A 26,164-nucleotide genomic window follows, 5' to 3' on the forward strand; every position below is an offset into this window, starting at 1 on the left:
AATCTTCCTCCTGCAAATGAAATTCTTCCTTATAACGAATATAATAGTGTAAAAGTTACACTTACATATGAATTTTAATAAAAAGATGAAAAATATGGTTTTTGAAAATCTAGAGATTGAGATTAAGAAGCTTTATAAATATTGCCAAAAGTTGTCAGGGTCACCTTGGACAGCCGAAGATCTAGTTCAAGAAACAATGATAAAGGTTTATAGATTAAAAAAGACAGATCCGAATAGAAAGTTCAACTTCTCTTTCCTATGTACTGTGGCTAAAAATCTTTTTATTGACGAAAAAAGAAAAAGTAAAGAAGTAATTCATTTTAACGAGGACTTTTATGGAGAAGTAATGATTCAATAGAAAACTAGTTTAATTGAAATTTTACTTACAACTTTACCATTGAAACAGGCTATGCTGATTACCTTGAAAGATGTATTTGGGTACACTTCAAAAGAAATAGCGTCAATGTTAAGAGTGAGTAATGAATCTATTAAAACTGCACTTCATCGCTCTAGAAAGAAACTAAAATTTAAAAATAGTAATATAGATTTGGAATATCTTACCCCTAATCATGAAATTATTATAGCACTCTCTCAAAAGCAATACAGAAATCTAAGCCAATGCAAATATTTTATTTTTATCGACTACTGTAAACGAAAAATTTTCAGGTAAGAAGAAGTTCTGTGCATACCGTATTCCATGTTGTAGATCCGGATGGAAATATTTTAGAAATTATATCATAGTAATAGGAATTATATTCATACAAACACAACATGTTACAATACTATATGTTTTACCACAAATGAACTGAACCATATCTTAAATAATGATATTCAACAATCGGGCGCAATTCTTCAATAAGAAAATCGCGTATTTGCGTTATAGGGCCATATTGTGCGGTTAATTAGGTTGCTATAAATGGATAATTTTGTTAAAGTTCATAGATATCGAGTTATTAACTTTGTATAAATAATTGAATAGGAGTGGATAAAAATGTTGGATAGGTTAAAAGATGCAATTCGATCAAAGGAATTAATTTGTACTAGTTGTAGTAAAAAAATCGAAGAAGGTCAACGTTTCACTGCTACCTTAACAATGCCTTCTGAAAAAGATATGTTAGTATCACGCTTAGATAATGCAATTGCAAGAACTGCTGATAGTGTAGTGTGTGAAAGATGTAAATAAGGGCTATATAAGTTAGTTCTCTAAAGTTAAACAACATTATATTTTATAAATTTTGATCTTCAACAATCGGGCGCTTTCCTTGAATAAGGAAATCATGTTTCATGTATAATGGATAGTAAAAAAATGTAAAGAAGAAGAGGGAGATGGGGAGTAATATATGAAAAGAATATTAGTTTACTTAAGTCTTCTATTTATTCTTATTGCTTGTTCAAATGAGCAGGAAGACAACTCAACAAGCGATGTTTATATTACAAAAGCGTTTATAGAAGAAAATGCAGAAATTGGTTTAACTTTTAACGAAGTAAGAGAGAGGTTTGGAACAGAGGTGCTCTCTGTTTTTGGTGAAGGGATGGATAATTGGCTGTACGATTCCGCTCAATATAGCGATTTCAAGTACGATAGAACAATTGAAGTTGTAGCTTTTGATGAGATTCTATCCGGCGATCTTGAATATCAATTATACATAAATTTTAGGGAAGAAAAGGCACTTATGTACTCTTACTTTTATTTAGGGGAAGACGGAAAAGTATGGCAATATCAAATAAATCCTTATAATGAACCTTTAGATATTCCTGTAAGTAATTAAAGGTGATTTAAATTGAATAACGTTCTTCAACAATCTGGCGCAGTACCTTTCAGAAGATGAATTTGGGTTCTTTTTGTATTTTAGGGCCAGATTGTTGGGTAAATATTTGTTGGTATAGTATTAATGAAGGCGAGCCATTTCATAAGTAATTGATGATTCTAAAAAATAAAGGCAGAAATCAAGTGGGATTTCTGCCTTTAATCTATTGTTTTCATGGAATTTTAAAAAGAAGACATGCCAAGTCCATGGTCTGTAATACTAATGATAGTATGCTTACTTTTAATGACTATTGAACGCGGGCAAATCCAAATCCTGAAGCGTAGTCATCGCCTGTAGTAGCACCATAACCACCTTTAATATCTACTGTTTTTGCTCTCGTTTGTAAGTTGGAACGTAGCTGCGTGTGAGACCATGACGGATTTTCAGCCCAAATTTTTGCTGCTAAACCAGAGACATGAGGAGTAGCCATTGATGTGCCGCTAATTGTATTATAACCGCCATTATACCATGTAGAATAAACTGATGAGCCAGGAGCTGAGATTTCAATATCTCCTTGCTGGATTACATAATCTCCATCTGTAGAGCCATAACCACGTGAAGAGTAATTAGCTACACGGTACGTCCCATTTTGTTGTACATTTTCTAAAGCTGCAACGGCGATTGCATTTGTTAATGCTCCTGGATAACCAATTGTACCTTCCGAGTAGCCGGAATTACCAGCTGCTGCAACTACTAAAACTCCTTTGCTGTAAGCATAATTAACAGCACTTGATATTAGGCTGTCATTGCCTGAAGAACCTAGGGACATACTGATGATTGTTTTGGTACCAGTAGATGTTGATTGATCTGCTGCGTGTCGGATAGCAGCAGCAATATCGTCTGAGTAGCCGGATCCTTTATCGTTTAACACTTTGTAAGCCCAAAGATCTGCAGCTGGAGCGACACCGTAAACGCCACTTTTATCGCTTCCCCCATCAGCTAATGCTGTACCGGCAACGTGTGTACCGTGACCGTTTTTGTCTGTACAGCTATTGTTAGTAGGTGTTGTAGCAGTTGTAAAGTCTTTACATTGTTCTACGTTATTGACAAGGTCAGTATGAGTAGTGTTTGCACCCGTATCGAGCACTGCGATATTAATGCCACTTCCTCCAGATGTAGATGTTAAAGTGCTATTGTTGTAAATTGCTTTAATTCCCCAAGGGATTTGTTGAGAGGCCCTCGCAGTAATTGCAAAATCCGATTTTTTACTTTCTATCATATTATCTTTTTCTAAGTCTATCGTATCTAAGGTAACAACAGGAACTTTTGTAACTGTAACATTTTTATTCTTCTGTAATGCTTCGAATTGTTTCTCATTCATATCAGTTGAAAATCCATTCTCTGTTAATTCCCAACGAATAGAATATTGACTTTTTAATACTGATTTTGCTGATTTGTTGTTTGCCTCAACGTAGACGCGGAACTTTTCCTGATTAATGTTATTTTCTGAGTAATCTTCGCTGTTATTCATAGTTGTCGCGTACGCCGGATTTATTATCGATCCGGCAAGCAATAGACCAAGTAACGTACTTTTCATTTTTTTCATCTGTCCTAACCCCTTTTCAAATTAAGTTATCGTATTACAATTTAAATCTAACATACTATTAATTTTTTGATTATTGGGAAATTTTAAGTATAATAGATATAAAAAAGGTAATTCTAGGAAGGAGGTTAGTAGAATGAAAATGGGTTCATTAATTAAGTACTATCGAACAAAGCTAGGAATGACACAGAATTCGGTGGCAATGGGGATTTGCTCAATTCCTCATTTAAGTAAAATTGAGAATAATAATAAAGAAGCAAATAGTGAGACAATACGTTTATTGCTCGAAAGATTAAATATTAATATTCAAGATGTAGAAAATAGTGAGCAAAATATTATGCGGTTATTAAATGATTTACAAAAACAGATAAATTACCTAGAGAATGAGAGAGTAAAAGAGACACTAGATAAATTAAAAGAATACGAAGAAATAATTTGTTTTACGGAATCTATTTATTTATATGAACTTTATAAATTACGTTACTATGTGTTTGTTAACGAGCATAAATTAGCAGAAAATCAATTAAGATGGCTAAATGCCCACCGAAAGAATTTTTCCCAACATGAAAGGTATTTACATTCATATTATTACGCATTAGTTTTAATAACAAAGGGTAAATACGAGGAGGCAGCTACAGAACTTAATAAAATACTTCAAATACATCCAGAACTAGGGTCACTAGAAGGAGAGTTTTACTACCATTTCGCTTTAATAAAAGGACGTTTAGAAGAACCAAGCCAGGCAATTATATATGGGAAAAAAGCTCTTCAATTCTATAAAGATCAGTTTAATTTTAAAAGAATTGTTTATACATTAATTTCTCTGGCACTCAATTACTCTCGAGGAAAAGTGTTTCATGAAGCAATCGAAATCTATGAACATCTATTGAGAAATGTGGAACTATTACAGCAACATCAGCTTTTACCTGCCGTATATCACAATTTGGGGGATTTGTACCAAATGAAAGGGGAATATGAAAATGCATTGATTCACTTTGAAAAAAGCGCCTCGTTAATGTCGAAGGACTCAGATCATTATCTGCTTTGCTTATATAACTTAGGTATTACACAGTTTCGCGTAGAGCAAGTGGAGAAGAGTATTAATACCTTTAGTGTTCTAAAGGCAGAAGCAAAACTTAAGAAAAAGTTAAGTTTTAATTTATTCGCTACTTTTTATTTATATTTGGTGGGAGAAGAAAAAAAGAAAGCAATGGATTTTTTAGAAGGGAGGTTAATTCCATATACAGCAAATAATGAAGAATTAAAAGAAATGCACCAACAATTTTCTTATTTATTAGGAGAGTATTATCGACAAGAAAAAATGTTTGAGAAAGCTATGCAATTTATCTGAATCTAAAGGAGAATATAAATATGAAAAAAAATGCTAGATTGTCAATCTTACTAGTGAGTGTTGCATTATTAACGCTGTATATTCCAATTCATCCACCGGTTTTATAAAAATATAAAGTAATATTTCAGTTAAATAATTTCGGTATAGAATAGTAAGCCTTGTAAGCGCCACATATAACACACCTTCTACTAAATAGCCGTATATGAGGCATTCCTGATATCAAATCTTAAGTTTATTTAATATTAAGTTGATTAAACTTCGATTCAACAAATCAATATAAGCCATTTAGCAGCTATTATTTAGGCTGCTGAATGGTTTTTTATGGTTAGCATTTAGTACTTGAACTAGTTAAGATGCTAATACCCGTATCTGGAATCAAAAGGGTTCGTTCTTATCGGTTGAACGTTCAGGTTGAACGCCCAATCTGAATAATAGCCTGAAAAATTTCACTTAATTAGGAAATAGGATAAAAAGTAGCCTAAATAGAAGGAGAGATTCCGCCTATCGAGTCAAGTCCTAGTTATTGTGTAAATTCAATACAGATGTTTTCAACTATATTTTGTGGGCATGTAAACCAACCCCCACTACATTTTTCATCCTTAACTCCCATGGCTTATTAACTCCATATTCAGTAAAGGCTGTCAAAGGCTCTTTTCACTTTGACTGCCTTTACTGAATGTGGAATACTCCATTAATGGGAGTTGAAGATGTAAAACAAGGTACTATCTAGAAAGTCCTTTTCTTTTTGAATAATCGTTTTCTTGATAATGCATTAACACAGCACCAACTAATCTGAAGGCAGATTGGGTATTAGGGAAGATACGGATTACGGTCTCCCTTCTACGTACTTCTTGATTTAATCGTTCCAGAGAATTCGTACTTCGAATATTAACACGTATTCCTTTGGGAAAATTCATATATTGAATGGTATCTTCGAAACCTTCATCTAGTACTGTAAGTGCTTTTTCATATCTGCGATCTTCTGCATACTGATTCATTAACTCATCTTTAAATTTGCGCATATCCTCAAGGGTAACTGCATCAAAGATGCGTCTAATCATGAGACGGAAATCTCCTGAATCCTTTTTCGGCAGCTTTTCAATAATATTACGTTTAAAGTGTACGTTACATCTTTGCCATGTAGTTCCGATGAATTCCCGTTGGATGGCCTTTCGTAAACCTTGGTGAGCATCAGATATAACTAACTTTGGGGATTGAATTCCTCGCGATTTTAAGTGTTGTAGAAAGCGACTCCAACTTTCATAACTCTCTACATGGTCCACGCTTAAACCAAGAATCTCACGTTTATTCTCTTCGGTAATAGCCGTTGCAATATAGACAGCTTTTGATACAACTTGGTGATGTTCACGCACTTTAATATACATTGCATCCAGAAAAATATAAGGATAGTAAGTAGTGTTTAAAGGTCTGTTCGCCCAAGTGTTAATAATGGGATCTAGTTTTTGTGTCAGTGAAGACACCAGTGATTTCGATACAGTTTCACCACAAAGCTGCTCCACAATTTGAGTTACCTTTCTTGTAGAGACACCATTTACAACCATTTCTATCATCGATAGAATCAATGCTTGATCATGTCTAGCGTACTTTTCAAACACACTGGTAGAAAATTCGCCATTTCGAGTTCTAGGAACTTTTAAAGTTAATTTTCCAACACTCATAACAATTTCACGCTCGTAGTAGCCATTTCGATAATCAATTCGATCGCTCGAACGTTCATAAGCCGCTGCATTTAAATATTCGTCTCTTTCTTTTTCCATGAATTCATTTAGAACTAGTACTAAAGCAGATTTTACAACAGTATTTAAATCAGAATTTAGAACAGAATCTTTTAAAAAGTCCATATCTAAGTTAAACTGTAATTGAGTCATTATTATTCCCTCTTTTCATGTTTATCGTCGCTGAAAACATTGTATCCAAGAGAGAATAAAATGACTCTTTTTCTTTTTACACAATTATATGGACTTTATCGCCTATCGACTCAAAGAACGAGAAAGTGGAGGATTTTTTTAACATATTCGGAATTCTTCCCTTTATGTACCCCAAAACAGAGCTTCATTTGGCATATAACCGAAAAATCTCCACATATTTTACTTTCGCTTGTTACTTTATAAAGGACGGATTCCATTAGTTGCTATTATTATTTCATTAGTTGCTATTATTATTTCATTGGCTGTTGTATTTGGATTTTTTAATGATAAAAACGGGAAAAAAGTAAAGAAAAGAAATATGTTGTCCCTTGTATTTTTAGCTGAACCTTCTTTGATTAAATGGCGCAATTCTTGAAGAGGAATTGTGTCTTTTTCAGCAATAGGGCCAGATTGTTAAATAACTCATTGTGGGAATTATAGGAATTAGAGATAATTATATTGAGTATTCAGAACATCGCAGGATAAGAGGAAAACTTTAAGGGGGTTCTCTATGGGGTTGTTATTTTGGCCATTTATGATTGCTTCGATTGTACTTTCGTTTATTTCTTTAGTAATGAAAAAGCCAATGTTTCTTGTGATTTCCAGTCTATTGATAATTCCATTATCGCTTTACTTAGCTGCATCGCCACGTTTTGAATGGTGGGGTTTGATATTCCCTTTCTTTTACCTCGGTGCTGCTTTATCACTAAGAAAAAATATTAGATGGCTATCAGCACTCTTGATTGCACCAAATATTATTCTAATCGGATGGATTGGTTACGCGGTAATAAATCAGTAATAAATTAAGACCCATATATACTTGTTCTAGAATATGGCGCATTTCTTTAATGAGGATTGCGTCATTTTTCATTAAAGGGCCATATTGTTGAATAATAATTTTAATCTAAAGTGAAAAATGTGAAGGTTTACACTTAAACTTCTCACAGATTAATTGAAATTGCTTTTTCCATATACATACAATAGAAAATACGTTCGTGTTATAATTCTATTGAAGCTGAGGCTGCTAAATTGGGGGGAGAGTATGGAAAACATCAACATTCAAGAGCGTATGAAACATTATAATGTGCAAGGTTTAAGTATTACGTTAATTAATCATGGACAAATATGTGATACAGAAAATTACGGCTTATTAGAGGTAGAAAGTAATAAGTACGTAAATGAGAATTCGATTTTTAGTGCTTGTTCAATTAGTAAGTTTCTAACGGGAATGCTTGTTATGAAACTAACGAACCAAGGACTACTTGATTTAGATGAGGATGTAAACAATAGACTCGTTTCGTGGAAAATACCTGAAAATGATTTAACGAAAAACAAAAGAGTAACATTACGAAATTTACTTAGCCATCAATCTGGAATAAAAGACCCTGAAAACAGTTTTGGTGAGCTTAAAACAATTCCAAGCTTTCCTTCGTTGGTTGAATTATTAGATGGAAAAACCCCTTATTGTAAAGTTCCTATTGAAGTGAATTACGAACCAGAGAGTGGATTCGACTATTCTGATGCAGGTTATTGTATAATCCAGCTATTATTAGAAGATGTGACTGGAAAACCGTTTCATCAAATGATGAAAGAACTTATATTTGAACCATTAAAAATGGGAAATAGCACATTGGATATGTCAATACCTGTTATGAGTAGTGAAAAATTTTCTTGTGGTCATAACAAAAATGGTAAATTAGTGGATGGAAAATATCCTTTATATCCCTACCCAGCATCTTCTGGACTTTGGACAACCTCGGTGGATCTAGCAAAATTGGTTATTGAATTAATGGATGCAATAAAAGGAGAAAGTAAAGTTGGTATTTCTTCAAATGCAATAAAAGACATGATAAGCTCGCAAAGAGGAAAAGATTGGGTTGGACTAGGTGTGTTTCTAGCAGGTTCTGAAAAAGAAATAGAAATTCAATCACTCGGTTGGGGAGTAGGTTTTCAATGTATGATGGTGGCGTTTCCGTATTTAGAAAAAGGTGCAGTCATCATGACAAATACTGAATTAGGTGTTCATCAGATGGAAGGTATTATAGGAGAAATATATAGAACTCTTATATGCTAAAAAGCATTATTGAAGTAACAGTTAGTTGCTTTAACTTAAAAAATGATATTCAACAATCGGGCGCTTTAGTTGGATAATGATTAAGAGGTATCCATCTCAAACGAGAGGGTCTTCTTTATTTTGATATAAATATTTTAATAAGACACATTGTATCACTAATAGTTATAAACAATTATAATGGAGTGTTCGTGTTCATATTGTTAAATTTTTTTAAATATAATTGGCAGGTAAGAGACGAATGGTTTGAATGGTGTTACCAACTATCAAATGAGGAATTGATAAAAGATCGAACTGGTGGAGTAGGGAGTATTTTATATACTTATTTCACGTTATTGATGTTGTATATAGTTGGCTTCGTGGTATTCAAGGCAAAGAAGACATCGTAGTTGAATTTGCTGAATATGATACGCCTGAAAAGTTGAAATCTCTTTCTGATAGACTCCGAAATGAAATAGCAGAATTTCTAAAAAATAAATTAGATGAATTAAAAGAGATAGTTGTATGTGTGCCTGGGGATTAAGATAAATATACTGTTGTGGAAATATTACATCATATAATTGCACACGAAATACATCACATTGGTCAACTCTCTATTTGGTCAAGAGAATTAGAGCTCAATCCCGTACTTGCTAATTTTATCGGAAGAAAGTTTAACTCTATTCATTCATTAATTAAAGTGGTCTTTAGTTGAAAAAACGATATTCCACAAAAGGGGCCAATTCTTGAAAAAGAAATGCGCTCATTTTTCATTTAAGGGCTATTATCTTGAATAATCTTTAGCGTAATAGTTTAAATAATAAAATGGGTTTTTTACTGTTTTAATAGTTTAGAGAGTAGACTAAAATTGTTTTGTATAGTTGGTTAGAAAGAGGATTATATGTTTCAATATTTTTTTGTGAGAACGTTTATTGTAATATTACACATAGTAAAATAGTTATTTATAGAACCACTTTGTATGAATTTACCGTAACGCTCTGGCTGACGAAATCCTACTCGCGGGGGAAATCATAGTGCTTGGGTTGAACGAATAAGGTGAGAATGCAACATAATTGGAAAGAAATAAATTGCGGAGAAACATCTGAATGTAAAATTATAGACTGGAAATACATAGAAGTAAATATGTATATCACTAAATGTGGGGGTAACTGTGGCTAGGTAAGAATCCAAAATAGAAAAGTCATATTCTGTATTGACAAATAAATAATAAAAGGTAAAATTATTAACAATCAATATTTGCAGATTGAAGAGTTGTAAAGCATCTCGGAATATAAGAATAAAGGCTATGAAAAGAAATAGTAGCAATCACATAAACACTACAGAAAGTTACCGGTTGATGAGAGGTGCGTGTTGACGGATTGCGAATTCATCTTGGAGCTGTGTACTGAATTGGATTTCTTAGTAGGCTACACCGGCAAAGCACCCGTCATCATGTGCTAAAGTATCGTCTTATGGCTGTACTTACTAAGATAGGTAATGAAAGTTGCTTATGAATTTAAGGTGGTAACACGAGTTGAATCGTCCTTTTGGTTAATCCAAAAGGGCGTTTTTTTTATTTTTTTCTTATTACACTTGCAATATTTGAAATAGATTATGAGGAGGTAAATTGATTGAACAAGGTGGATAAAAGCGAAAAACTGCAACGAGGTTTAGATAATAGGCATATTCAGTTTATAGCACTGGGTGGTTCAATTGGAGTAGGATTGTTTTATGGTTCCAGTGCGACCATTCAAATGGCTGGCCCCTCTATTTTATTTTCTTATTTAGTTGGGGGACTGGTTATTTTCACTATTATGAGGGCGTTAGGTGAAATGGCAGTAGAAGAACCGGTGTCGGGTTCATTTAGTACATATGCCAATCGATATTTAGGTCCTTTTGCAGGATATTTAACTGGATGGACGTATTGGTTTATGTGGATTGTTGTTGGAATGGCGGAAATAACAGTTACTGGAGTCTATGTGAATTATTGGTACCCAGAAATTCCACAATGGCTGACAGCGCTTGTTGTTTTGATTCTCATTACATTCATTAATCTAGCAAATGTCAAAGCATTTGGAGAGTTTGAATTTTGGTTTGCGATGATTAAAATAGTAGCCATTATTGGTATGATTTTGCTAGGGTTAGGAATCATCTTCCTTGGGTTTGGGAATAGTGGTCAGCCAATCGGATTTGAAAATTTGTGGATTCATGGTGGATTCATGCCAAATGGAACAGAGGGTATTTTATTGTCATTGGTGCTTGTTATGTTTTCATTTGGAGGAATAGAATTGGTCGGAATTACGGCTGGTGAGGCAAAAAACCCTCAAAAATCAATTCCATCAGCGATCAATAATGTGGTCTTTCGGATATTAATTTTTTATATTGGTGCACTAGGCATCATGATGATTTTATACCCTTGGAATGATATTGGGACTAATGGTAGCCCATTTGTATTAATCTTTGAGAATGTTGGAATACCTGGCGCTGCACATATCATTAACTTTGTAGTTATCACAGCAGCCTTATCAGCTTTCAATAGTGGTTTGTTCAGTTCGGGAAGAATGCTGTACAATTTATCCCTTCAAAATAACGGTCCTAAGTATTTCGGAAAACTACACAAAAATGGTAGTCCAAGACGTGGAATTGTGTTTTCATCATTCTTTTTATTAGTGGCAGTATTCCTGAATTATATCGTTCCTGAAAAAGTGTTTTTGTATATTTCTGCTGTTGCAACGGTTGCGGTCATTACCTGCTGGACAATCATTTTAATTACACAATTGAAATTTAGAAAAACCAAAACAAAAGAGGAAGTTGAAAAGCTAAAATTTAAATTACCTCTACATCCAATTACTACATATATAGCTTTAACCTTTTTGGCATTTGTCATTGTCTTGATGGCATTTATACCGGACATGTGTATCGCGCTATATGTAGCACCTATTTGGTTTATCATCCTTTACATTGGATATAAAATAAAATAATTCTACAGAAGTATCGGAATTAAATTGCACTGATATATTAATACTCTGTTAATCGTTTAGTTCATGTAATAGATTAACAAACGTGAGCACCTAAATTTTGGGTTATAGGAAAACATCTTTAAGTTGAACAAGTCAAAAAGCCAGGTAATAATTACCTGGCTTCTTCATATTGTAATACGAGAACATTGGTTCTATAATTGAATAGAATGAGAACGTTAGTTCGATTGTTGGAGGGTTAAATATGAAGAGTCGGGTGTTAAAAGCTTTGCAACGTAATCAACTGGTGGATATTATGTACGTCTCAAAATCGGGTGAAATTAGTAAAAGGCGGATTAAGATTGTTAAAGTTTTAGACGGATCATTTTCTGCATTTTGTTTTACTAGGCAGGGAAAACGCACCTTTCTAATCGACAGTGTTCTTGCACTCGTGCCTGTAATAATAAAAGAGCGTGAAGTTATTTGATTACTCAGGCTGCTAGTGATTTGGCCCATAGACAGATTATACTTGATCTAACTATACGAACACTTGAACGTGATAGCAAGCATTTAAAAAAGTTGAAAATGCAAAGAGCTTTTGAGATGTGGATCGATGGAAAAATATAAGATTTACATACGGAATTAATAAACATTAAAGGTGAATTAGGCAGAATCGGCGCAAAGGTACATCCAGGTAAATCCGAAGATGGCTTCACGATATACACCGTTACCGAACAAAGACGTGATTTTAATGTGAAATATAATAATATTGCGCTTAAAAATCATTGTGAGAATGAAATAAAACAATTATTAGGTTTAATCGAATAGGATGCGATTTCTCTACTACATTTAAAATACATTATTAAATTTGAAATAATTAAAGCCATTTGAATGTAGTGTTTATTTTTCATTATCCTCCCGATCAAATGTTACAATTCAAAAAATAAAAAACCAGATAGCATTACGCTACCTGGTTTTATTGTACCTGCCCGTGCTCTTATAAAATATTATAAGGACTTCCCCAAAGTCTCCCCAAATTAGTTGGGGAAGAATGGGTGATAACGGTGAGTTGTAAATATATAGTTTGTATAACACACAAGTAATATCAATGCTTCATATAAAAGAACGAATTATTTAATTCCCTGAGCTTCTTTCCACTCTAAGAATTCATCATAAGTTAATTGTTTATCTAGAATTGAACCGTCTTCCTGAATTTCAATCACACGGTTTGCAATTGTTTGGATAAATTGGTGGTCATGAGATGTGAAAATCATCGCACCCTTAAAGCGAGTTAAACCTTCGTTTAGAGCTTGAATTGACTCAAGGTCTAAGTGGTTAGTAGGCTCATCAAGTAATAATACGTTTGAGTTCGAAAGCATCATTTTAGATAGCATACATCGAACTTTTTCTCCTCCTGAAAGAACAGAAGGGGATTTTTTCACTTCTTCACCAGAGAATAACATACGACCCAAGAAGCCACGTAAGAAGCTTTCTGTTTCATCCTCAGGTGAATATTGACGAAGCCATTCAACTAATGATTTTTCAGAGCCTGTGAAGTATTTATCGTGATCATTTTCAAAATAGCTTTGAGATGTTGTCACACCCCATTTAAATGTACCGCTATCAGCCTGGCGTTGTTCTGCTAAAATGTCCAACAACGCTGTTTTAGCGATTGGATTACCAAGTAAAATAATTTTATCTTCCTTGTTCATCATAAAGCGAGCATCTTTAAATAATACTTCGCCTTCCTGAGTAGCTGATAAGCCATCTACTGTTAATACGTCATTTCCAATATCGCGGCCAATTTGGAAGTTAATGAATGGATACTTACGGCTAGAAGGCTTGATATCATCTAGTTCAATTTTATCCAGCATTTTTTTACGCGAAGTCGCTTGACTTGATTTAGAAGCATTTGCAGAGAAACGTGCAACGAATGCTTGTAGCTCTTTAATTTTCTCTTCTTTTTTCTTGTTTTGATCTTGAGCCATTTTAAGTGCTAATTGGCTTGACTCATACCAGAAATCATAGTTACCAACATAAATCTGGATTTTGGAGAAGTCTAAATCGGCAATATGCGTACAAACCTTGTTTAAGAAGTGACGGTCATGGGATACAACAATAACTGTATTTTCAAAGTTAATTAAAAACTCTTCCAGCCATTTAATCGCTTTTAAATCTAAGTGATTGGTAGGCTCATCCAGTAATAGAACATCTGGTTTACCGAATAAAGCTTGAGCTAATAATACTTTGACTTTATCTGAACCTTCTAGGTCAGCCATTTGTACATAGTGAAGCTCATCGCCAATACCTAGACCGTTAAGTAATGTTGCAGCCTCTGATTCAGCTTCCCAACCATTTAAGTCTGCGAATTCACCCTCTAATTCTGCAGCACGCATGCCGTCTTCGTCAGAGAACTCTTCTTTCATATAAATCGCATCTTTTTCAGCTTTTACTTCCCAAAGACGCTTGTTCCCCATAACAACAGTATCAAGAACATTATACTCATCGTACTCAAAGTGGTTTTGTTTTAAAACGGATAAACGTTCGTCTTTCCCCATTGAAACATTACCTTCTTGAGGCTCGATATCTCCAGATAGAATTTTAAGGAAAGTAGATTTTCCTGCACCATTCGCACCGATAAGACCATAACAGTTCCCCGGTGTGAATTTAATATTTACGTCTTCAAATAGTTTACGATCGCCATAGCGAAGACCTACATTGCTAACTTGAATCATGTAAGCTCCTCCTTTTTATATTCAGCTAAATTGCTTCAAAAATCTCTTTTGTACACAATGTTTCTATTATAGCATGGGATGCTTACAAAAGCTAGAAATCACTGGTATTACTTAAGTTTCCTGGCAGTTTTAAGATTAATGTTAAATTCACGATTTTTTCTTTTACTGGATTTCTAGTATAATAAGAGAACCACTGAAATAGAGAGGTAATCTATGATACAAAAAGCACAGCAAGTTTTAAAGCAATATTTTGGATATGATAGTTTCCGTATAGGGCAGCAACAGGTAATTGAGAATGTGCTAAATGGTCGTGATACACTTTGCGTTATGCCAACTGGTGGAGGGAAGTCTCTTTGTTATCAGGTGCCTGCATTGTGTGTTGAAGGCACAACCGTTGTAATTTCACCTTTAATCTCATTAATGAAGGACCAGGTGGATCTACTTCATTCCAATGGGATACAAGCGGCTTATATTAATAGCTCATTAACTTATAGTCAAATAAACGAAACAATGGAAGATGTAAGAAATGGATTAGTAAAGCTTTTATATATTGCGCCTGAACGATTAGAAAACGAAATGTTCCGAAATGAACTTTCACAGCTAAATGTCCCTTTAGTTGCAATTGATGAAGCCCACTGTATTTCCCAATGGGGACATGATTTTAGACCAAGTTATCGCACGATTTCCTCACTCGTTTCACTATGGCATAAAAAACCGACTGTCATCGCTTTAACTGCTACAGCAACACCTACTGTTAGCGATGATATTTGTTCTTTATTACATATCAGTGAACATGATAGTTTCATAACAGGCTTTGCTCGCGAAAATCTGTCATTTAAGGTTTTGATAGGTGAAAACAGGGATCAATACATCAAAAGATATGTAAAAAATAATCCAAATGAAGTGGGGATTATTTATGCTGCTACAAGAAAATCAGTAGAAGCAGTTTATGAGCTTCTATCAAAAAATGGTGTGCGGGTTGCCAAATACCATGGTGGAATGGGAGAAACCGATAGAACACAGGAACAAAATCGTTTCCTGCAGGATGAAGTTCAGGTGATGGTAGCCACAAATGCATTTGGAATGGGTATCAATAAGACGAACGTACGTTTTGTTATTCATTATCAAATGCCTCGTAATATGGAAAGCTATTATCAGGAAGCCGGAAGAGCGGGGCGTGATGGATTACCAAGTGAGTGTACACTATTATATAGCTCGTCGGATGAGCAAACACAGCGTTTCCTTATAGATCAAGCTCAAGATCGTTCTCGAATACCGTTAGAGCTTAAGAAGCTTCAAAGTATGGTCGATTACTGCCATACAGAGAATTGCTTGCAATCCTACATAGTACAATACTTCGGTGAATCTCAAAACAATGAGTGCGGACAATGTAGTAATTGTATTGATGGAAGACCAAAAATGGATGTAACGGAAGATACTCAAAAGGTATTATCCTGTGTTTTTCGAATGGGTCAAAAATTTGGTAAAACGATTACTGCCCAAGTACTTGCAGGCGCACGCAATAAAAAAATAGAGGGCTTTAGACACTTATCAACATTTGGCATTTTGAAATCGATGACAGCAAAAGAGATTTCCAGCTTTATAGAATTTTTGATTTCGGAAAAGGTATTATTAGTTCAACCAGGTCAATTCCCAACAATCTATATTTCGGATGAGGGAAAGGATGTTCTTTTAGGGAAAAAGAAAGTATTACGTCGGACTAAGCCCGAAGAAACAATAGTCAAGCGGGATGATCCTTTGTTCGAGCATTTGAGGGCTGTTCGTAAGGAACTGGCTGAAAAAGAGGGAGTACCTCCATTTGTTGTCTTTTCAGATAAGACGTTAAAGGATATGTGTGAGAAAAAACCGACTGACGAACAAATGTTCCTAGAGGTGAGTGGAGTGGGACAAAACAAGCTAGAACGCTATGGCGCCATCTTCCTTGATGCCATTAATGAATTTAGTACACTTTAATATACGAGTTTTTTTGCGAATATAGTCAACAAAATATAAAAGGCGACAAATTCCAACTTGGAGTTTGTCGCCTTTTGTTATTTCATCTTATTGCCCATGAAATGATTGATTTCTCTATTATTTCCAATGACTATCGATAAATTGGTCACGACCAGAAATTGCGCGGTCTTCCTTGTAATGTTTTTCTTCATTTTTATAGTAGTCCTGATGATAATCTTCTGCTTCCCAGAAAGTAGCTGCCTCTATAATTTGAGTTACTATAGGCTTTTTAAAGCGACCGCTATCTGCCAATTGTTGCTTAGAGAACTCAGCAAGCTTTTGCTGCTCCTCTGTATGATAGAAAATAGCTGTTTTATAGGATTCACCACGATCGTGGAATTGTCCACCGTCATCAGTAGGATCGATTTGCATCCAGTAGATTTCTAGTAATTTTTCATAAGGGAAAATAGAAGAATCAAATTCTATTTGCACCACTTCTAAATGTCCAGTATTTCCTTCTTTTACTTGCTCATAAGTAGGGTTTTCTATAGCCCCACCCATATAGCCAGAAGTTACTTTATGTATACCATCCCACTCTACAAAAGGTTTAACCATACACCAAAAACAACCACCTGCAAATGTCGCTTTTTCCATTTATTTACGCCTCCAATGCTTAAAATAAATAGTATTGTAACATGATATAGATAAGGAAACAAATTATTACAATTATTTATAGGATATTTCAAGCTTGTTGTCACAAGCCGTAGTATAATAATGGAAAAATGAACCTTTCTATCTTTTCGAACGTCTCGTAATTGAATTTTCAAAGGGGAGAAGCAATATGGAAGAAAATCAAATCGAAGAAAAAAGACAGACCCGACATAAAAAGAAGAAGCTGCGAAAAGGAAGACTGTTCTTTACTTTTTTAATACTAGTGCTACTGATTATTGGAATCTATTCTTATTTCCAATATCAAAAGGGACTCGAAATCGCTTCTGAAACAAAATTACCTGAGGCAGAGTTTGTTGCAGATGAAGCGCATAAGACTATTAAAAACTACTTAATCCTCGGTGTTGATAGTCGCGGGGAAGAGGAATCCCGTTCAGATACGATGATGGTATTATCCTGGAACCAAGAGACAAATGATTTAAAGCTTGTATCCTTCATGCGAGATATCTATGCAGATATCCCAAGCTATAAATCATATAAATTAAATACAGCCTATTATCTTGGTGGGGTACAGCTTTTAAAGGATACATTAAAAACAATGTTTGATGTACCAATACATCACTATGCTTTAATAGATTTTAAAAGCTTTGAATCCTTGATCGATATTCTTGCGCCTAATGGCATTGAAATGGAAGTTGAAAAGGATATGTCCGCATATATTGGTGTATCACTATCTAAGGGGGTACAAAATTTAAATGGCCAAGAGCTATTAGGATATGCAAGATTCCGTCATGATTCAGAGGGGGATTTTGGTCGTGTAGAGCGTCAGCAAAAGGTCATTGATGCACTTAAGGATGAATTGTTATCTCCTAGTAATATAAATAACCTTCCAAAACTAATTGGGGCGTCACAAGGGTATATTACGACAGATTTATCGACAGCTCAGGAGATAAAAACAGTACTATCTTTAGCTGTTGGGGGAAAAGTAGACATAGATAAAATGACTATTCCAGTGGAAGGAAGCTATGATTATCAATCCTATCCGCACGCGGGTGAAGTTATAGAAATCGATATTGAAAAGAATAAACAAGAAATACACTCATTTTTACAGCTGGAGGGGGAGTAATTTCCCTCTTTGTTACCAATTTAAGAATGTCATTTTACACAAATTTTAATCGTTGGCAGTTCTAACACTTTATGGAAAATCAGTTTACATGATAGAATAGAATGAATACTAAATTCATAGTTTGACGAGGTGGTTTTTTGGAAAGAGAAAAGAGTTATGAGGATCGGTTAAACAGGGAAAGATCATCCTTTTTTCAAACAAGATTTATCCGCTTTTTAGGTGGGAAAAATCTGTTATTTTTACTTATTACATTATTACTTGCTGGATGCATTATCTTTGTATTCAATCAAGTCGACTTTATCTTTTATCCACTTCAGGTTTTATTTGAGGTAGTAATTTTACCAGGTGTGTTAGCAATTATCGGTTATTATCTATTACGACCGTTCGTACGGTTAGCAGATAAAAGTGGAAAGGGAAAAGTACCGCGCAGCATTGTAATCTTAATTCTTTATGTAATTGTAGCAGCGCTGATGACCTTACTTTCACTTCTCGTGTATCCATTTTTACGTGACCAATTTACAAATTTAGTGGAAGAGTTTCCAATGTACTTTATGCAGTTTGTAGAGACGTCGGTTACATTTTTAAACAATTCTAGCTTTGATGAATTATTTACAAAATTTAATTTTGATTATGATAAGATGCTAACAAATGTGACAGACGATCTTGTAACCACAATGAGAGATACACTAACGAATATCGCTTCGTCAGTAGCTACAGGAATTACTGGTTTCGTTTCAACATTAACTGGAATTCTTTTATCCCTTGTAACAGTTCCTTTTATCTTGTTTTATCTGCTGTATGAGGGAGAAAAATTACCGAAATTCATTTTACGAATTTTTCCGCCACGCGCTCGCAATGAAGTAGGGCAAGTATTAAAAGAAATGGACAAGCAAGTAAGCTCGTACATACTTGGCCAGATATTAGTGTCCATTTGTATTGGTGTCATGATGACGATCGGGTTTTTAATTATCAAATTAGATTATGCCTTCTTGTTAGGGATTTTAGCAATGGTAACAAGCGTAGTCCCGTACCTAGGACCAGTTATAGCAATTACCCCAGCGCTCATTATCGCTATTGTTACTTCACCAATAATGGTCGTCTATTTAATTATTGTTTGGACTGTTGTTCAGTTGGTAGAAGGGAAATTCATTACCCCGAACATTATGGGGAAATCCCTTTCTATTCACCCGATTACAATCATTTTTGTCCTTTTGACATTTGGTTCATTGTTTGGGGTTGCAGGAGTTATTCTGGGAATCCCGGCATATGCATTGTTTAAAGTGTTAGTTAGTCATTTGTTTGGGCTAGTAAGGCGAAGATATAATCGATATGAACGGGATATCGAAAACAAATATGATATTTAGCATGAAAAGAGGCTGTCTCCAATTATTAGAGACAGTCTTTATTTTTATAGTGATAAGCTTTCTAGTCGTTTTATGGCTTCTTTTAAAGTCTCTATATTTTGAACAAGTGCAAGACGAACATACCCTTCACCTTCAGAGCCGAATGCTGTACCTGGCACCATTAGAATGCCACACTGCTCAATAGTTTTAAATGCAAAGTCTACGCTATTTAATTTGTAAGGATATTTTGCCCATACAAACATGCCTCCTTTTGATGGCGCTACGGTCCAGCCTAATTCCTTCAGACCTGTCAAGAGTGTTGTATGGCGTTTGGAAAATGTTTCTCTTAAAGAAGAGGTAATTACTTCTGCATTATCTAATGCAAGAACTGCTGTTAATTGAATTGGATCAAAAATACCGAAGTCCAAATTTGATTTTAATTGCTTTATAATCGCTATCATTTCAGCATTGCCAGCAATATAAGCCACCCGAGCACCTGCTAAACTAAAGCTTTTGGATAGGGAGTTAATTTCTAAACCTACATCTTTTGCTCCAGGTGCTGCTAAGAAGCTAATTGGAGCGTCTCCAGTAAAGTAAAATTCCGAATATGCTGCATCATGTAAAACAATAATATTATACTTTTTGGCAAATGCTACTACCTCATCAAAGTAGTTGAGAGATGGCGCCATTGGAACAGGATTTCCCGGCATATTTAAGATTAATAGCTTTGCTTTATGTGCGACATCTTCTGGAATCGCTTTGAGATTTGGCAGGAAGCCTCTTTCTTCTTCAAGTGGTATGTAATATGGTATTGCTCCTGCTAAGGTGATACCTGCTGCATATGCTACATATCCAGGGTTCGTTGTTAAGACGTAATCTCCTGGGTCACAGAATGCAATAGGTAAGTGAACTAAACCTTCCTGTGAACCAATCGTTTGAACAATTTCAGTTTCAGGATTTAGATCCACCTTATTAACACGGGCATAATATCTCGCTACAGCCTCATAAAATTCAGGTGATCCATTTAATGTGTAGCCGTAGGAAGAAGATTGTTTGCTTAGGTCCGACATTGATTTAAGTAAAATGTCATGCGGAGGGATATCTGGGCTGCCTAAACTTAAATCTATTAAACTAAGGCCATTTATTTTCTCTTGCTGCTTGGCAAAGACTTTTAAGCTTGTAAATATCGCAGGTTCAAATTGGGACATTTTCTGTGAGGGGATTATTTTCAAGGTTGAACACTCCTTATACTCTATCAAAATATAAATCACATTTTATCATAGAGCCTATAGAAATTCTGTTCAAATTCAGAAAAAATGAAATAAATAGATAATATAGAGAGACATTTTGTTCTTAATAGCAAAAGCCTTGATTGTTATTGAGTAAAAAAGAAGAATAGAATAGTAGTAGGCTTTCATTTATACTATAAAAAAAGTAGGGGTGGATTTGATGATTGTACATGCTTTAAGTGGAGCCAGTGGTACTGGAAAAAGTACGAGTGCCATTCAATTTGCCTATGAAAACCAGATTGAAGCAATCATTGATGATGGGCTTTTGATTTTAAATGGAGAAAAAATCGCAGGTACTTCCGCTAAATTTGAAAAAAATACGATTACTGCAGTACGTCGAGCAATTTTCCAGGATGAGGATCATCGACAGCAGGTTTTAAACGCCATAAAAGAGTTTAAGGTTAAGTCAGTTCTCATTATTGGAACTTCAGATAAAATGACAAATAAAATTGCTAAACGTCTTAAGCTTGAGCCCATCGACCATATTCACCAAATTGAAGATATTCGGTCAGAAAGAGAAATTCATATGGCAAAATTCATAAGGAATACACAAGGGAAACATGTTATGCCTATTCCTTATAGGCAGGTTGAACAAAATTTTTTTAAGCGATTTATTCAAAGAGGCTTTGCGATCTTTTCAAAAAATCGTGAAAAGCTGGGAGAGACGACAATTGTTCAGCCCGATTTTCACCAGCAAATGATCTATATATCAAAAAATGTATATGTTGAATTCGTGAAATATATAATCGGTCAGTACCGAGTAATTGCAAAAATTGATGCTGTCCATTTTGTTATGAAGGATTATAGTCAAAACTTATATATAACAATTTATATAACCTCACCAGTCAATTATGATGTGATGGAAAAGATGCGCGGTCTACAGCAGGTAATATTAGAGCAATTTATACGTCAATTTGAATTTGAGCCTTCGATGATAAAGATTAACGTAAAAGGAATCATTTGAGGATTTTAAAATAGCCTACCTGGAAGGAAGTTTCTTTCAAGGTAGGCTATTATTTATTTTCGGTTAAATTTCGGCTGACGTTTTTCAACAAATGAGCGGACACCTTCTGGGAAATCATTAGGATCCACAAAGGGCGTGGAAGTTTTCCATAAAACAGGCGCGGAATCAACACATTCCTGTACTGAGCGCTTTACTGCCAGCAATGATGAAGGGGACATCCCAGCAACCAGCTTACCCATACGAATAGCAAATTTATTTAAATCCTTTTCAGCTACTAAATAATTTAACATACCAGTATTAAATGCTTCTTCAGCTTTATACATTCGGCCAGTAAAAACAAAATCCTTCGTAGCTGATGGGCCAACTAAATCAACAAGTCGTTTGGCAAATTTATTATTTAGGGTAATACCTAGCTTTCCAACAGGAATCCCCATACGAGCTTTTTCTGAACCTATTCGAATGTCACAGGCAAGTGCCAATTCCAGGCCAGCTCCCATTGCTGGTCCGTTAATAACACCGATAACGGGAATAGGTAATCGTTCAATTGTAGAAATGGTTTGCTCCATATGCACAAATGCTTCTTCTGCCTGCTCTAATGAAATCGAGTTAAACTCCTTTATATCAGAGCCTGCTGTAAAGTTTTCCCCTGATCCTCGAAGAATTAAGACCTTATTTTTCGGATTATCAAGAGTCTGTAATGCTATTTTCGCTAACTGCGACCACATATTTGCTGTTAAAGCATTTTTTAATTGGGGTCGGTGGATTGTAATAATAGCGAGTCCGGCAGTTTCTTGATAAATAATTTTTGCATCCTCTTCCTGTAGTCTTGTAGTTCTTACCTGCATTCAAACAGCCCCTTTGTATTAATACTCACATTATATACTACAATAACTTTTACTAGCATCATAAATTGAATATTCAACAAAAAAACTCCAAATTATTAACGTAGTCATACATAAGTTAAAAGTTTACTAGATTTCAAACTCTGTTATAATTTACCCTTATGCACAAGACCTTAAGACTGAATTCATTGCATATTATCCGACACTTCAATTACAATAATAAATATCTATATTTCACGCCCATTATCTACTGAAAAACAAAATAATTTACGAATAGCTTATAAGGAGATACTTAAATGGATGACATTGTAACTTATTATAAAGCTTACCTGCAATCAATCAATAAATCACAAAATACTATAAAGCAATACGGTATAGATACACAGCAATTTATAAATTTTATGAAGGATCACTTATTTACATTTGATGATTCTATTGTAAAATTAATTGAAAACTATAATCTTTATTTAGCAGAAGCATTTTCTTCTGTTGCAAGCATCAATCGAAAGAAGGCCTCATTGCATCACTTTTTAACATTTTTAAGGCAAAGAGAAAGAATAAACGAGCTCCCAGATAACTTATTAAAGCCGATTAAGAAAGAAAAGCTAACCATTCATACCTTATCCACTAATCAGATCAAAAGTGTTTCTAATTATTGGATGGAAGTCTTTGAAGCAACTGTAGGTTTAGACCATAAATGGATTGCATTAAGAAATTTTTGCATCGTGAACATAATGCTTGAAATCGGGTTAAAGCCTTCTGAAGTAGTAAATATGAAGTGGGGACATATGGAAGAGAATGAAATCACGATTATTCATGGTAAAAGGATTAGAAAATTATTTCTTTCTACAGCAAATCTTATTTGGCTCAGGGTATATCGCAAACAAACAGAAATGTTATTACCCAACAGTAAAGAGGCAGAGTTTGTCTGGCTTGGCCTTGGAAATAAACAAAATGAACCTATAACTGTGAAAACAATTGAACGGATTTTCCAGAAGCTCACTGATAATCTAGGATTTAAAGTTACAGCTACTACTCTTCGTTATACACTGATTGATACAGATATTAAAAAGGAGCATGGTGAGCAGCTAGAGGATTTATTTGCTCGTTATGGTTATTCTCGTAAAAGTGTTTTACAAGAACGACTTGATCGGATACAAAAACCCCCTAATCTACTTAAATTGTAACGTAGATTAGGGGGTTTTATTATTCGTAATTAACTTTATAATCTTCAGATTTAACCCATTTTAACTTTGTTTCAAACATTTTAATGAATAGTAAATTTAAAAGAATCGGTAAACCAATAAATAATGTTAATGAAATGATTATACTTTCCATCTGCCAGCCTACAATATCTAAGTATTTAAGAGGGCCAACAAATCCTGCTAAACCAAAACCGGCACTATAAGGAGTCCCTTCAATTTCGAATACACCTGCAAGGCCTCCTAAAATAGTAGCAGTTAAAATCATTGGTAAAGCGATTTTAGGCTTCATGAGGAAATTACGCATCTGGATTTTAGCTGAGGCAATGTGAGCAATTGCTGTACCAAAATTATTTGAACGATAGCTTGCGATACACATCCCAACACCTGAAGCACAAACGCCTAGATTTGCTGCTCCAGCACCAATTCCAGAAAGCATGATTACTGTCGCAACCCCAATTGTTGAAATTGGAGAGATAATTAGAATTGAGAAAATCATAGCAATAAGTGCACCCATTAGTACCGGTTGAAGATCTGTTAAATACATAATTCCATTACCTATTAAAAGTGAACTGTTTTTAATGTAAGGTAAAATAGCAAGTCCTATTAAACCTGGGATGAAAATTGTCAATGCTGGCATTGCAAGCAATGTCCAGTCTTTTAGTCTCGTACCTAGAAATTGAACAAATAAAATTGCTAGGGCAGATGTTAAACCGATATTTATAACTGTCCCGATTCCCGCCATTGTTATAGTACCATCTTCTGTGATTGTTGTTACACCACTACCGATAAAAGCAGCTAAACCAACTGAGCAGGTTTGAATAGGAGTTAACTTAAATTGAATTCCTGCCATAATCCCGATTACCACTGGAAGTAAACTCATTACAATCACAGAAGCGTTTAAAACAGTTTCGAAAAACGGGAAGTATGGAATAACTAATTTTAATATTTCTCCAACTAGAGCATTCGGAATTAAACAAACAACAATTCCTAAGCTCATCCCAGTTAATAGCTTGCTAAAAAAATTTTTCATAATGCAACAAATCCCCTCTAAGATGTCTTTTTTCTTATATAACATCAGCATGTAATGTAAGGATTATTATATTAGTTTAGAAGATTATTTCAATACGAAATTTTCTGACTATTTATTGATTTGATAATTTATAGTTGTTTTAGAGAATGGAAACGCTTTTTTAGAGAAATTAGACTAATAAAAAATATATCATTTTTCTGATCGATTCTTATTAAATGTTCTTCTATTCCTAATTTATTTACCGGAGTTCTCTATTATTGGCATAAATCCACTTTATTTAATATAGTAATAATATATTTATTTGGGTTATTAAATGATTAATATGGGAAGGAAGATTATTAATGCTTAAAGAAACAGTATTTGAACAATTAAAAACTGCGATGAAGGAAAAAAATGTCCTAGCAAAAGGAGTATTGACACTTTTAAAATCCGCATTAGATACAGCAGAAAAAGAAAAAGGTGCTGCTCTTACAAATGAAGAAGAGATTGCTATTGTGAATCGTGAAATAAAACAAACCAACCAATCCCTAGATGGTGCTAAACAAGCAAACCGAGAGGATCTTATTGAGAAGGAAGAAGCAAAGTTGACACTTTTAAAAAGCTTCTTACCAAAACAGTTAACAGAAGAAGAAATTGTGGCAGTTTTAACAGAAGCTGGCATTAGTAAAGGTATGAATATGGGGGATGCAATGAAAATTGCAAAACCAGTCCTTGCAGGTAAAGCTGACGGAGCAACAATGTCCAGAGCCGTAAAAAGTTTAATTTAATAAGGTAAGTTGATGTAAAACCCACGTTAAAGGACGTGGGTTTTAATTTTGGCATAGAAAGGTAGTAAAAATCGAAATAAATAATTATTTATTCAGAAAATTTTATTGACTTAAAATTAATTCTGTTCTATATTATGGTGTATAATAATATGCTGTTATATAACAACATCTAAGGAAGGAAATGATGAAAATGTCAATTTATCAAGAAGGCTATGACTATTATGTAATGAGATGTGAGGATTTTGGGTTAGAGCCTATAAACTTTTATTATTTTGTTAAACAGCTATCACAGGAGCAGCTAAATTCTTATAATGAACAAGCAAAGCTTATGAAAGGATGTAAGTAGGATGGTTGAGTATAATCTTGGATATGATTACTACAAGCAAGCTTGCCAGGGATATGGACTAGAGCCTATTAATTTTGCATTCTACTTATTGAGCTTATCCAAGGCGCAATTGGAGGCTTACAATGAACGTACTACTCAAAAGAGGGGGAATAATTTTGATAACTGATGTAAATCTAGAATACGCCAATTAACAACCTTACTTGAAGTTTTTGTCAAGTAAGGTTGTTTTGTTTTAAAAATCAAGACTTTTTTACTAAA

General features: G+C 34.4%; 25 protein-coding genes, 1 pseudogene and 1 other annotated feature. Of the genes and pseudogenes, 18 read left to right on the forward strand and 8 right to left on the reverse strand.

What is annotated here, in order from left to right; translation table 11 throughout:
* The first annotated feature begins 85 nt into the window (after nt 1-85).
* The 4 genes from LG296_RS09315 to LG296_RS09330 all read left to right on the forward strand — a co-directional run bounded on the left by LG296_RS09315 (nt 86) and on the right by LG296_RS09330 (nt 1,769).
* Nucleotides 86-358 (forward strand): sigma factor, encoded by a 273-nt coding sequence (locus LG296_RS09315; protein ID WP_251398975.1) that lies wholly within the window; start codon nt 86-88, stop codon nt 356-358.
* Between the two features lie 51 nt (nt 359-409).
* The gene (locus LG296_RS09320; RefSeq protein ID WP_235867715.1) at nt 410-670 is read left to right on the forward strand and encodes an RNA polymerase sigma factor; all 261 of its coding nucleotides are present in this window, start codon (nt 410-412) and stop codon (nt 668-670) included.
* Nucleotides 671-991: 321 nt separating this feature from the next.
* Nucleotides 992-1,183, forward strand: coding sequence for a hypothetical protein (locus tag LG296_RS09325; RefSeq protein ID WP_107935121.1), 192 nt, complete (start codon nt 992-994; stop codon nt 1,181-1,183).
* A gap of 157 nt (nt 1,184-1,340) precedes the next feature.
* A complete protein-coding gene (locus LG296_RS09330) occupies nt 1,341-1,769 on the forward strand; it encodes a PhoU family transcriptional regulator (RefSeq protein WP_107937883.1) in 429 nt (142 codons plus the stop codon).
* A gap of 286 nt (nt 1,770-2,055) precedes the next feature.
* Here LG296_RS09330 and LG296_RS09335 read toward each other — a convergent pair whose 3' ends face one another.
* Nucleotides 2,056-3,354: a S8 family peptidase gene (locus LG296_RS09335; protein ID WP_107937884.1), complete on the reverse strand. Its 1,299-nt coding sequence runs from the start codon at nt 3,352-3,354 to the stop codon at nt 2,056-2,058.
* 139 nt (nt 3,355-3,493) lie between these two features.
* Here LG296_RS09335 and LG296_RS09340 point away from each other — a divergent pair, with 139 nt between their 5' ends.
* Entirely contained in the window at nt 3,494-4,702 is a 1,209-nt protein-coding gene (locus LG296_RS09340) for a helix-turn-helix transcriptional regulator (RefSeq protein WP_282433294.1), read from the forward strand.
* A gap of 722 nt (nt 4,703-5,424) precedes the next feature.
* On the opposite strand, the gene LG296_RS09345 is transcribed toward LG296_RS09340, so the two are convergent.
* Nucleotides 5,425-6,591, reverse strand: a complete 1,167-nt coding sequence (locus LG296_RS09345; protein WP_107937934.1) for an IS256 family transposase — start codon at nt 6,589-6,591, stop codon at nt 5,425-5,427.
* Nucleotides 6,592-6,828: 237 nt separating this feature from the next.
* Nucleotides 6,829-6,999 (reverse strand): hypothetical protein, encoded by a 171-nt coding sequence (locus LG296_RS09350; RefSeq protein WP_404427952.1) that lies wholly within the window; start codon nt 6,997-6,999, stop codon nt 6,829-6,831.
* 142 nt (nt 7,000-7,141) lie between these two features.
* On the opposite strand from LG296_RS09350, the gene LG296_RS09355 reads away from it, so the two are divergent.
* The 5 genes and pseudogenes from LG296_RS09355 to LG296_RS09375 all read left to right on the forward strand — a co-directional run bounded on the left by LG296_RS09355 (nt 7,142) and on the right by LG296_RS09375 (nt 12,124).
* Complete coding sequence (locus LG296_RS09355) at nt 7,142-7,429, forward strand: hypothetical protein (RefSeq protein ID WP_107937918.1); 288 nt, start codon at nt 7,142-7,144, stop codon at nt 7,427-7,429.
* Nucleotides 7,430-7,672: 243 nt separating this feature from the next.
* Complete coding sequence (locus tag LG296_RS09360) at nt 7,673-8,704, forward strand: serine hydrolase (protein WP_235867656.1); 1,032 nt, start codon at nt 7,673-7,675, stop codon at nt 8,702-8,704.
* A 197-nt stretch (nt 8,705-8,901) separates the two neighbouring features.
* Nucleotides 8,902-9,395: pseudogene (locus LG296_RS09365) on the forward strand (DinB family protein).
* A gap of 582 nt (nt 9,396-9,977) precedes the next feature.
* Nucleotides 9,978-10,230: a binding site (T-box leader), on the forward strand.
* Between the two features lie 81 nt (nt 10,231-10,311).
* A complete protein-coding gene (locus LG296_RS09370; protein ID WP_107937083.1) occupies nt 10,312-11,661 on the forward strand; it encodes an amino acid permease in 1,350 nt (449 codons plus the stop codon).
* A 241-nt stretch (nt 11,662-11,902) separates the two neighbouring features.
* The gene (locus tag LG296_RS09375) at nt 11,903-12,124 is read left to right on the forward strand and encodes a transcriptional regulator (protein WP_107937081.1); all 222 of its coding nucleotides are present in this window, start codon (nt 11,903-11,905) and stop codon (nt 12,122-12,124) included.
* A 643-nt stretch (nt 12,125-12,767) separates the two neighbouring features.
* Here the strand turns inward: LG296_RS09375 and LG296_RS09380 are convergent.
* Nucleotides 12,768-14,372, reverse strand: a complete 1,605-nt coding sequence (locus LG296_RS09380) for an ABC-F family ATP-binding cassette domain-containing protein (RefSeq protein ID WP_107937079.1) — start codon at nt 14,370-14,372, stop codon at nt 12,768-12,770.
* A gap of 213 nt (nt 14,373-14,585) precedes the next feature.
* Here LG296_RS09380 and recQ point away from each other — a divergent pair, with 213 nt between their 5' ends.
* Entirely contained in the window at nt 14,586-16,346 is a 1,761-nt protein-coding gene (gene recQ / locus LG296_RS09385; protein ID WP_107937077.1) for a DNA helicase RecQ, read from the forward strand.
* A 117-nt stretch (nt 16,347-16,463) separates the two neighbouring features.
* Here the strand turns inward: recQ and msrA are convergent, their stop codons facing one another.
* On the reverse strand, nt 16,464-16,979 hold the full coding sequence (gene msrA / locus LG296_RS09390) for a peptide-methionine (S)-S-oxide reductase MsrA (protein ID WP_107937074.1): 516 nt from the start codon (nt 16,977-16,979) through the stop codon (nt 16,464-16,466).
* 187 nt (nt 16,980-17,166) lie between these two features.
* Here msrA and LG296_RS09395 point away from each other — a divergent pair, with 187 nt between their 5' ends.
* Together LG296_RS09395 and LG296_RS09400 are read left to right on the forward strand one after the other, a co-directional pair.
* Nucleotides 17,167-18,120 carry an LCP family protein gene (locus LG296_RS09395; protein WP_107937072.1) on the forward strand — a complete coding sequence of 318 codons (954 nt, stop codon included), beginning with the start codon at nt 17,167-17,169 and terminating at the stop codon, nt 18,118-18,120.
* Nucleotides 18,121-18,257: 137 nt separating this feature from the next.
* Complete coding sequence (locus LG296_RS09400; RefSeq protein WP_107937070.1) at nt 18,258-19,484, forward strand: AI-2E family transporter; 1,227 nt, start codon at nt 18,258-18,260, stop codon at nt 19,482-19,484.
* A 44-nt stretch (nt 19,485-19,528) separates the two neighbouring features.
* On the opposite strand, the gene LG296_RS09405 is transcribed toward LG296_RS09400, so the two are convergent.
* A complete protein-coding gene (locus LG296_RS09405) occupies nt 19,529-20,695 on the reverse strand; it encodes an aminotransferase class I/II-fold pyridoxal phosphate-dependent enzyme (RefSeq protein ID WP_107937068.1) in 1,167 nt (388 codons plus the stop codon).
* 217 nt (nt 20,696-20,912) lie between these two features.
* Here LG296_RS09405 and LG296_RS09410 point away from each other — a divergent pair, with 217 nt between their 5' ends.
* The gene (locus LG296_RS09410) at nt 20,913-21,716 is read left to right on the forward strand and encodes a hypothetical protein (RefSeq protein ID WP_107937066.1); all 804 of its coding nucleotides are present in this window, start codon (nt 20,913-20,915) and stop codon (nt 21,714-21,716) included.
* 53 nt (nt 21,717-21,769) lie between these two features.
* On the opposite strand, the gene LG296_RS09415 is transcribed toward LG296_RS09410, so the two are convergent.
* The gene (locus LG296_RS09415) at nt 21,770-22,561 is read right to left on the reverse strand and encodes an enoyl-CoA hydratase/isomerase family protein (protein ID WP_107937064.1); all 792 of its coding nucleotides are present in this window, start codon (nt 22,559-22,561) and stop codon (nt 21,770-21,772) included.
* 293 nt (nt 22,562-22,854) lie between these two features.
* Here LG296_RS09415 and LG296_RS09420 point away from each other — a divergent pair, with 293 nt between their 5' ends.
* Complete coding sequence (locus LG296_RS09420; RefSeq protein WP_107937062.1) at nt 22,855-23,745, forward strand: tyrosine-type recombinase/integrase; 891 nt, start codon at nt 22,855-22,857, stop codon at nt 23,743-23,745.
* Between the two features lie 19 nt (nt 23,746-23,764).
* Here the strand turns inward: LG296_RS09420 and LG296_RS09425 are convergent, their stop codons facing one another.
* Nucleotides 23,765-24,793 (reverse strand): PTS transporter subunit IIC, encoded by a 1,029-nt coding sequence (locus LG296_RS09425; RefSeq protein ID WP_107937060.1) that lies wholly within the window; start codon nt 24,791-24,793, stop codon nt 23,765-23,767.
* A 341-nt stretch (nt 24,794-25,134) separates the two neighbouring features.
* Between LG296_RS09425 and LG296_RS09430 the strand changes: the two genes are divergently transcribed.
* The 3 genes from LG296_RS09430 to LG296_RS09440 all read left to right on the forward strand — a co-directional run bounded on the left by LG296_RS09430 (nt 25,135) and on the right by LG296_RS09440 (nt 26,072).
* The gene (locus LG296_RS09430; RefSeq protein WP_107937058.1) at nt 25,135-25,560 is read left to right on the forward strand and encodes a GatB/YqeY domain-containing protein; all 426 of its coding nucleotides are present in this window, start codon (nt 25,135-25,137) and stop codon (nt 25,558-25,560) included.
* A 184-nt stretch (nt 25,561-25,744) separates the two neighbouring features.
* Entirely contained in the window at nt 25,745-25,906 is a 162-nt protein-coding gene (locus tag LG296_RS09435) for a transcriptional regulator (protein WP_368730906.1), read from the forward strand.
* A 1-nt stretch (nt 25,907) separates the two neighbouring features.
* Nucleotides 25,908-26,072, forward strand: a complete 165-nt coding sequence (locus tag LG296_RS09440) for a transcriptional regulator (RefSeq protein WP_107937056.1) — start codon at nt 25,908-25,910, stop codon at nt 26,070-26,072.
* Nucleotides 26,073-26,164: the final 92 nt, after the last annotated feature.

It is taken from the genome of Ureibacillus chungkukjangi (assembly GCF_044795995.1).
Taxonomy (GTDB): domain Bacteria; phylum Bacillota; class Bacilli; order Bacillales_A; family Planococcaceae; genus Ureibacillus; species Ureibacillus chungkukjangi.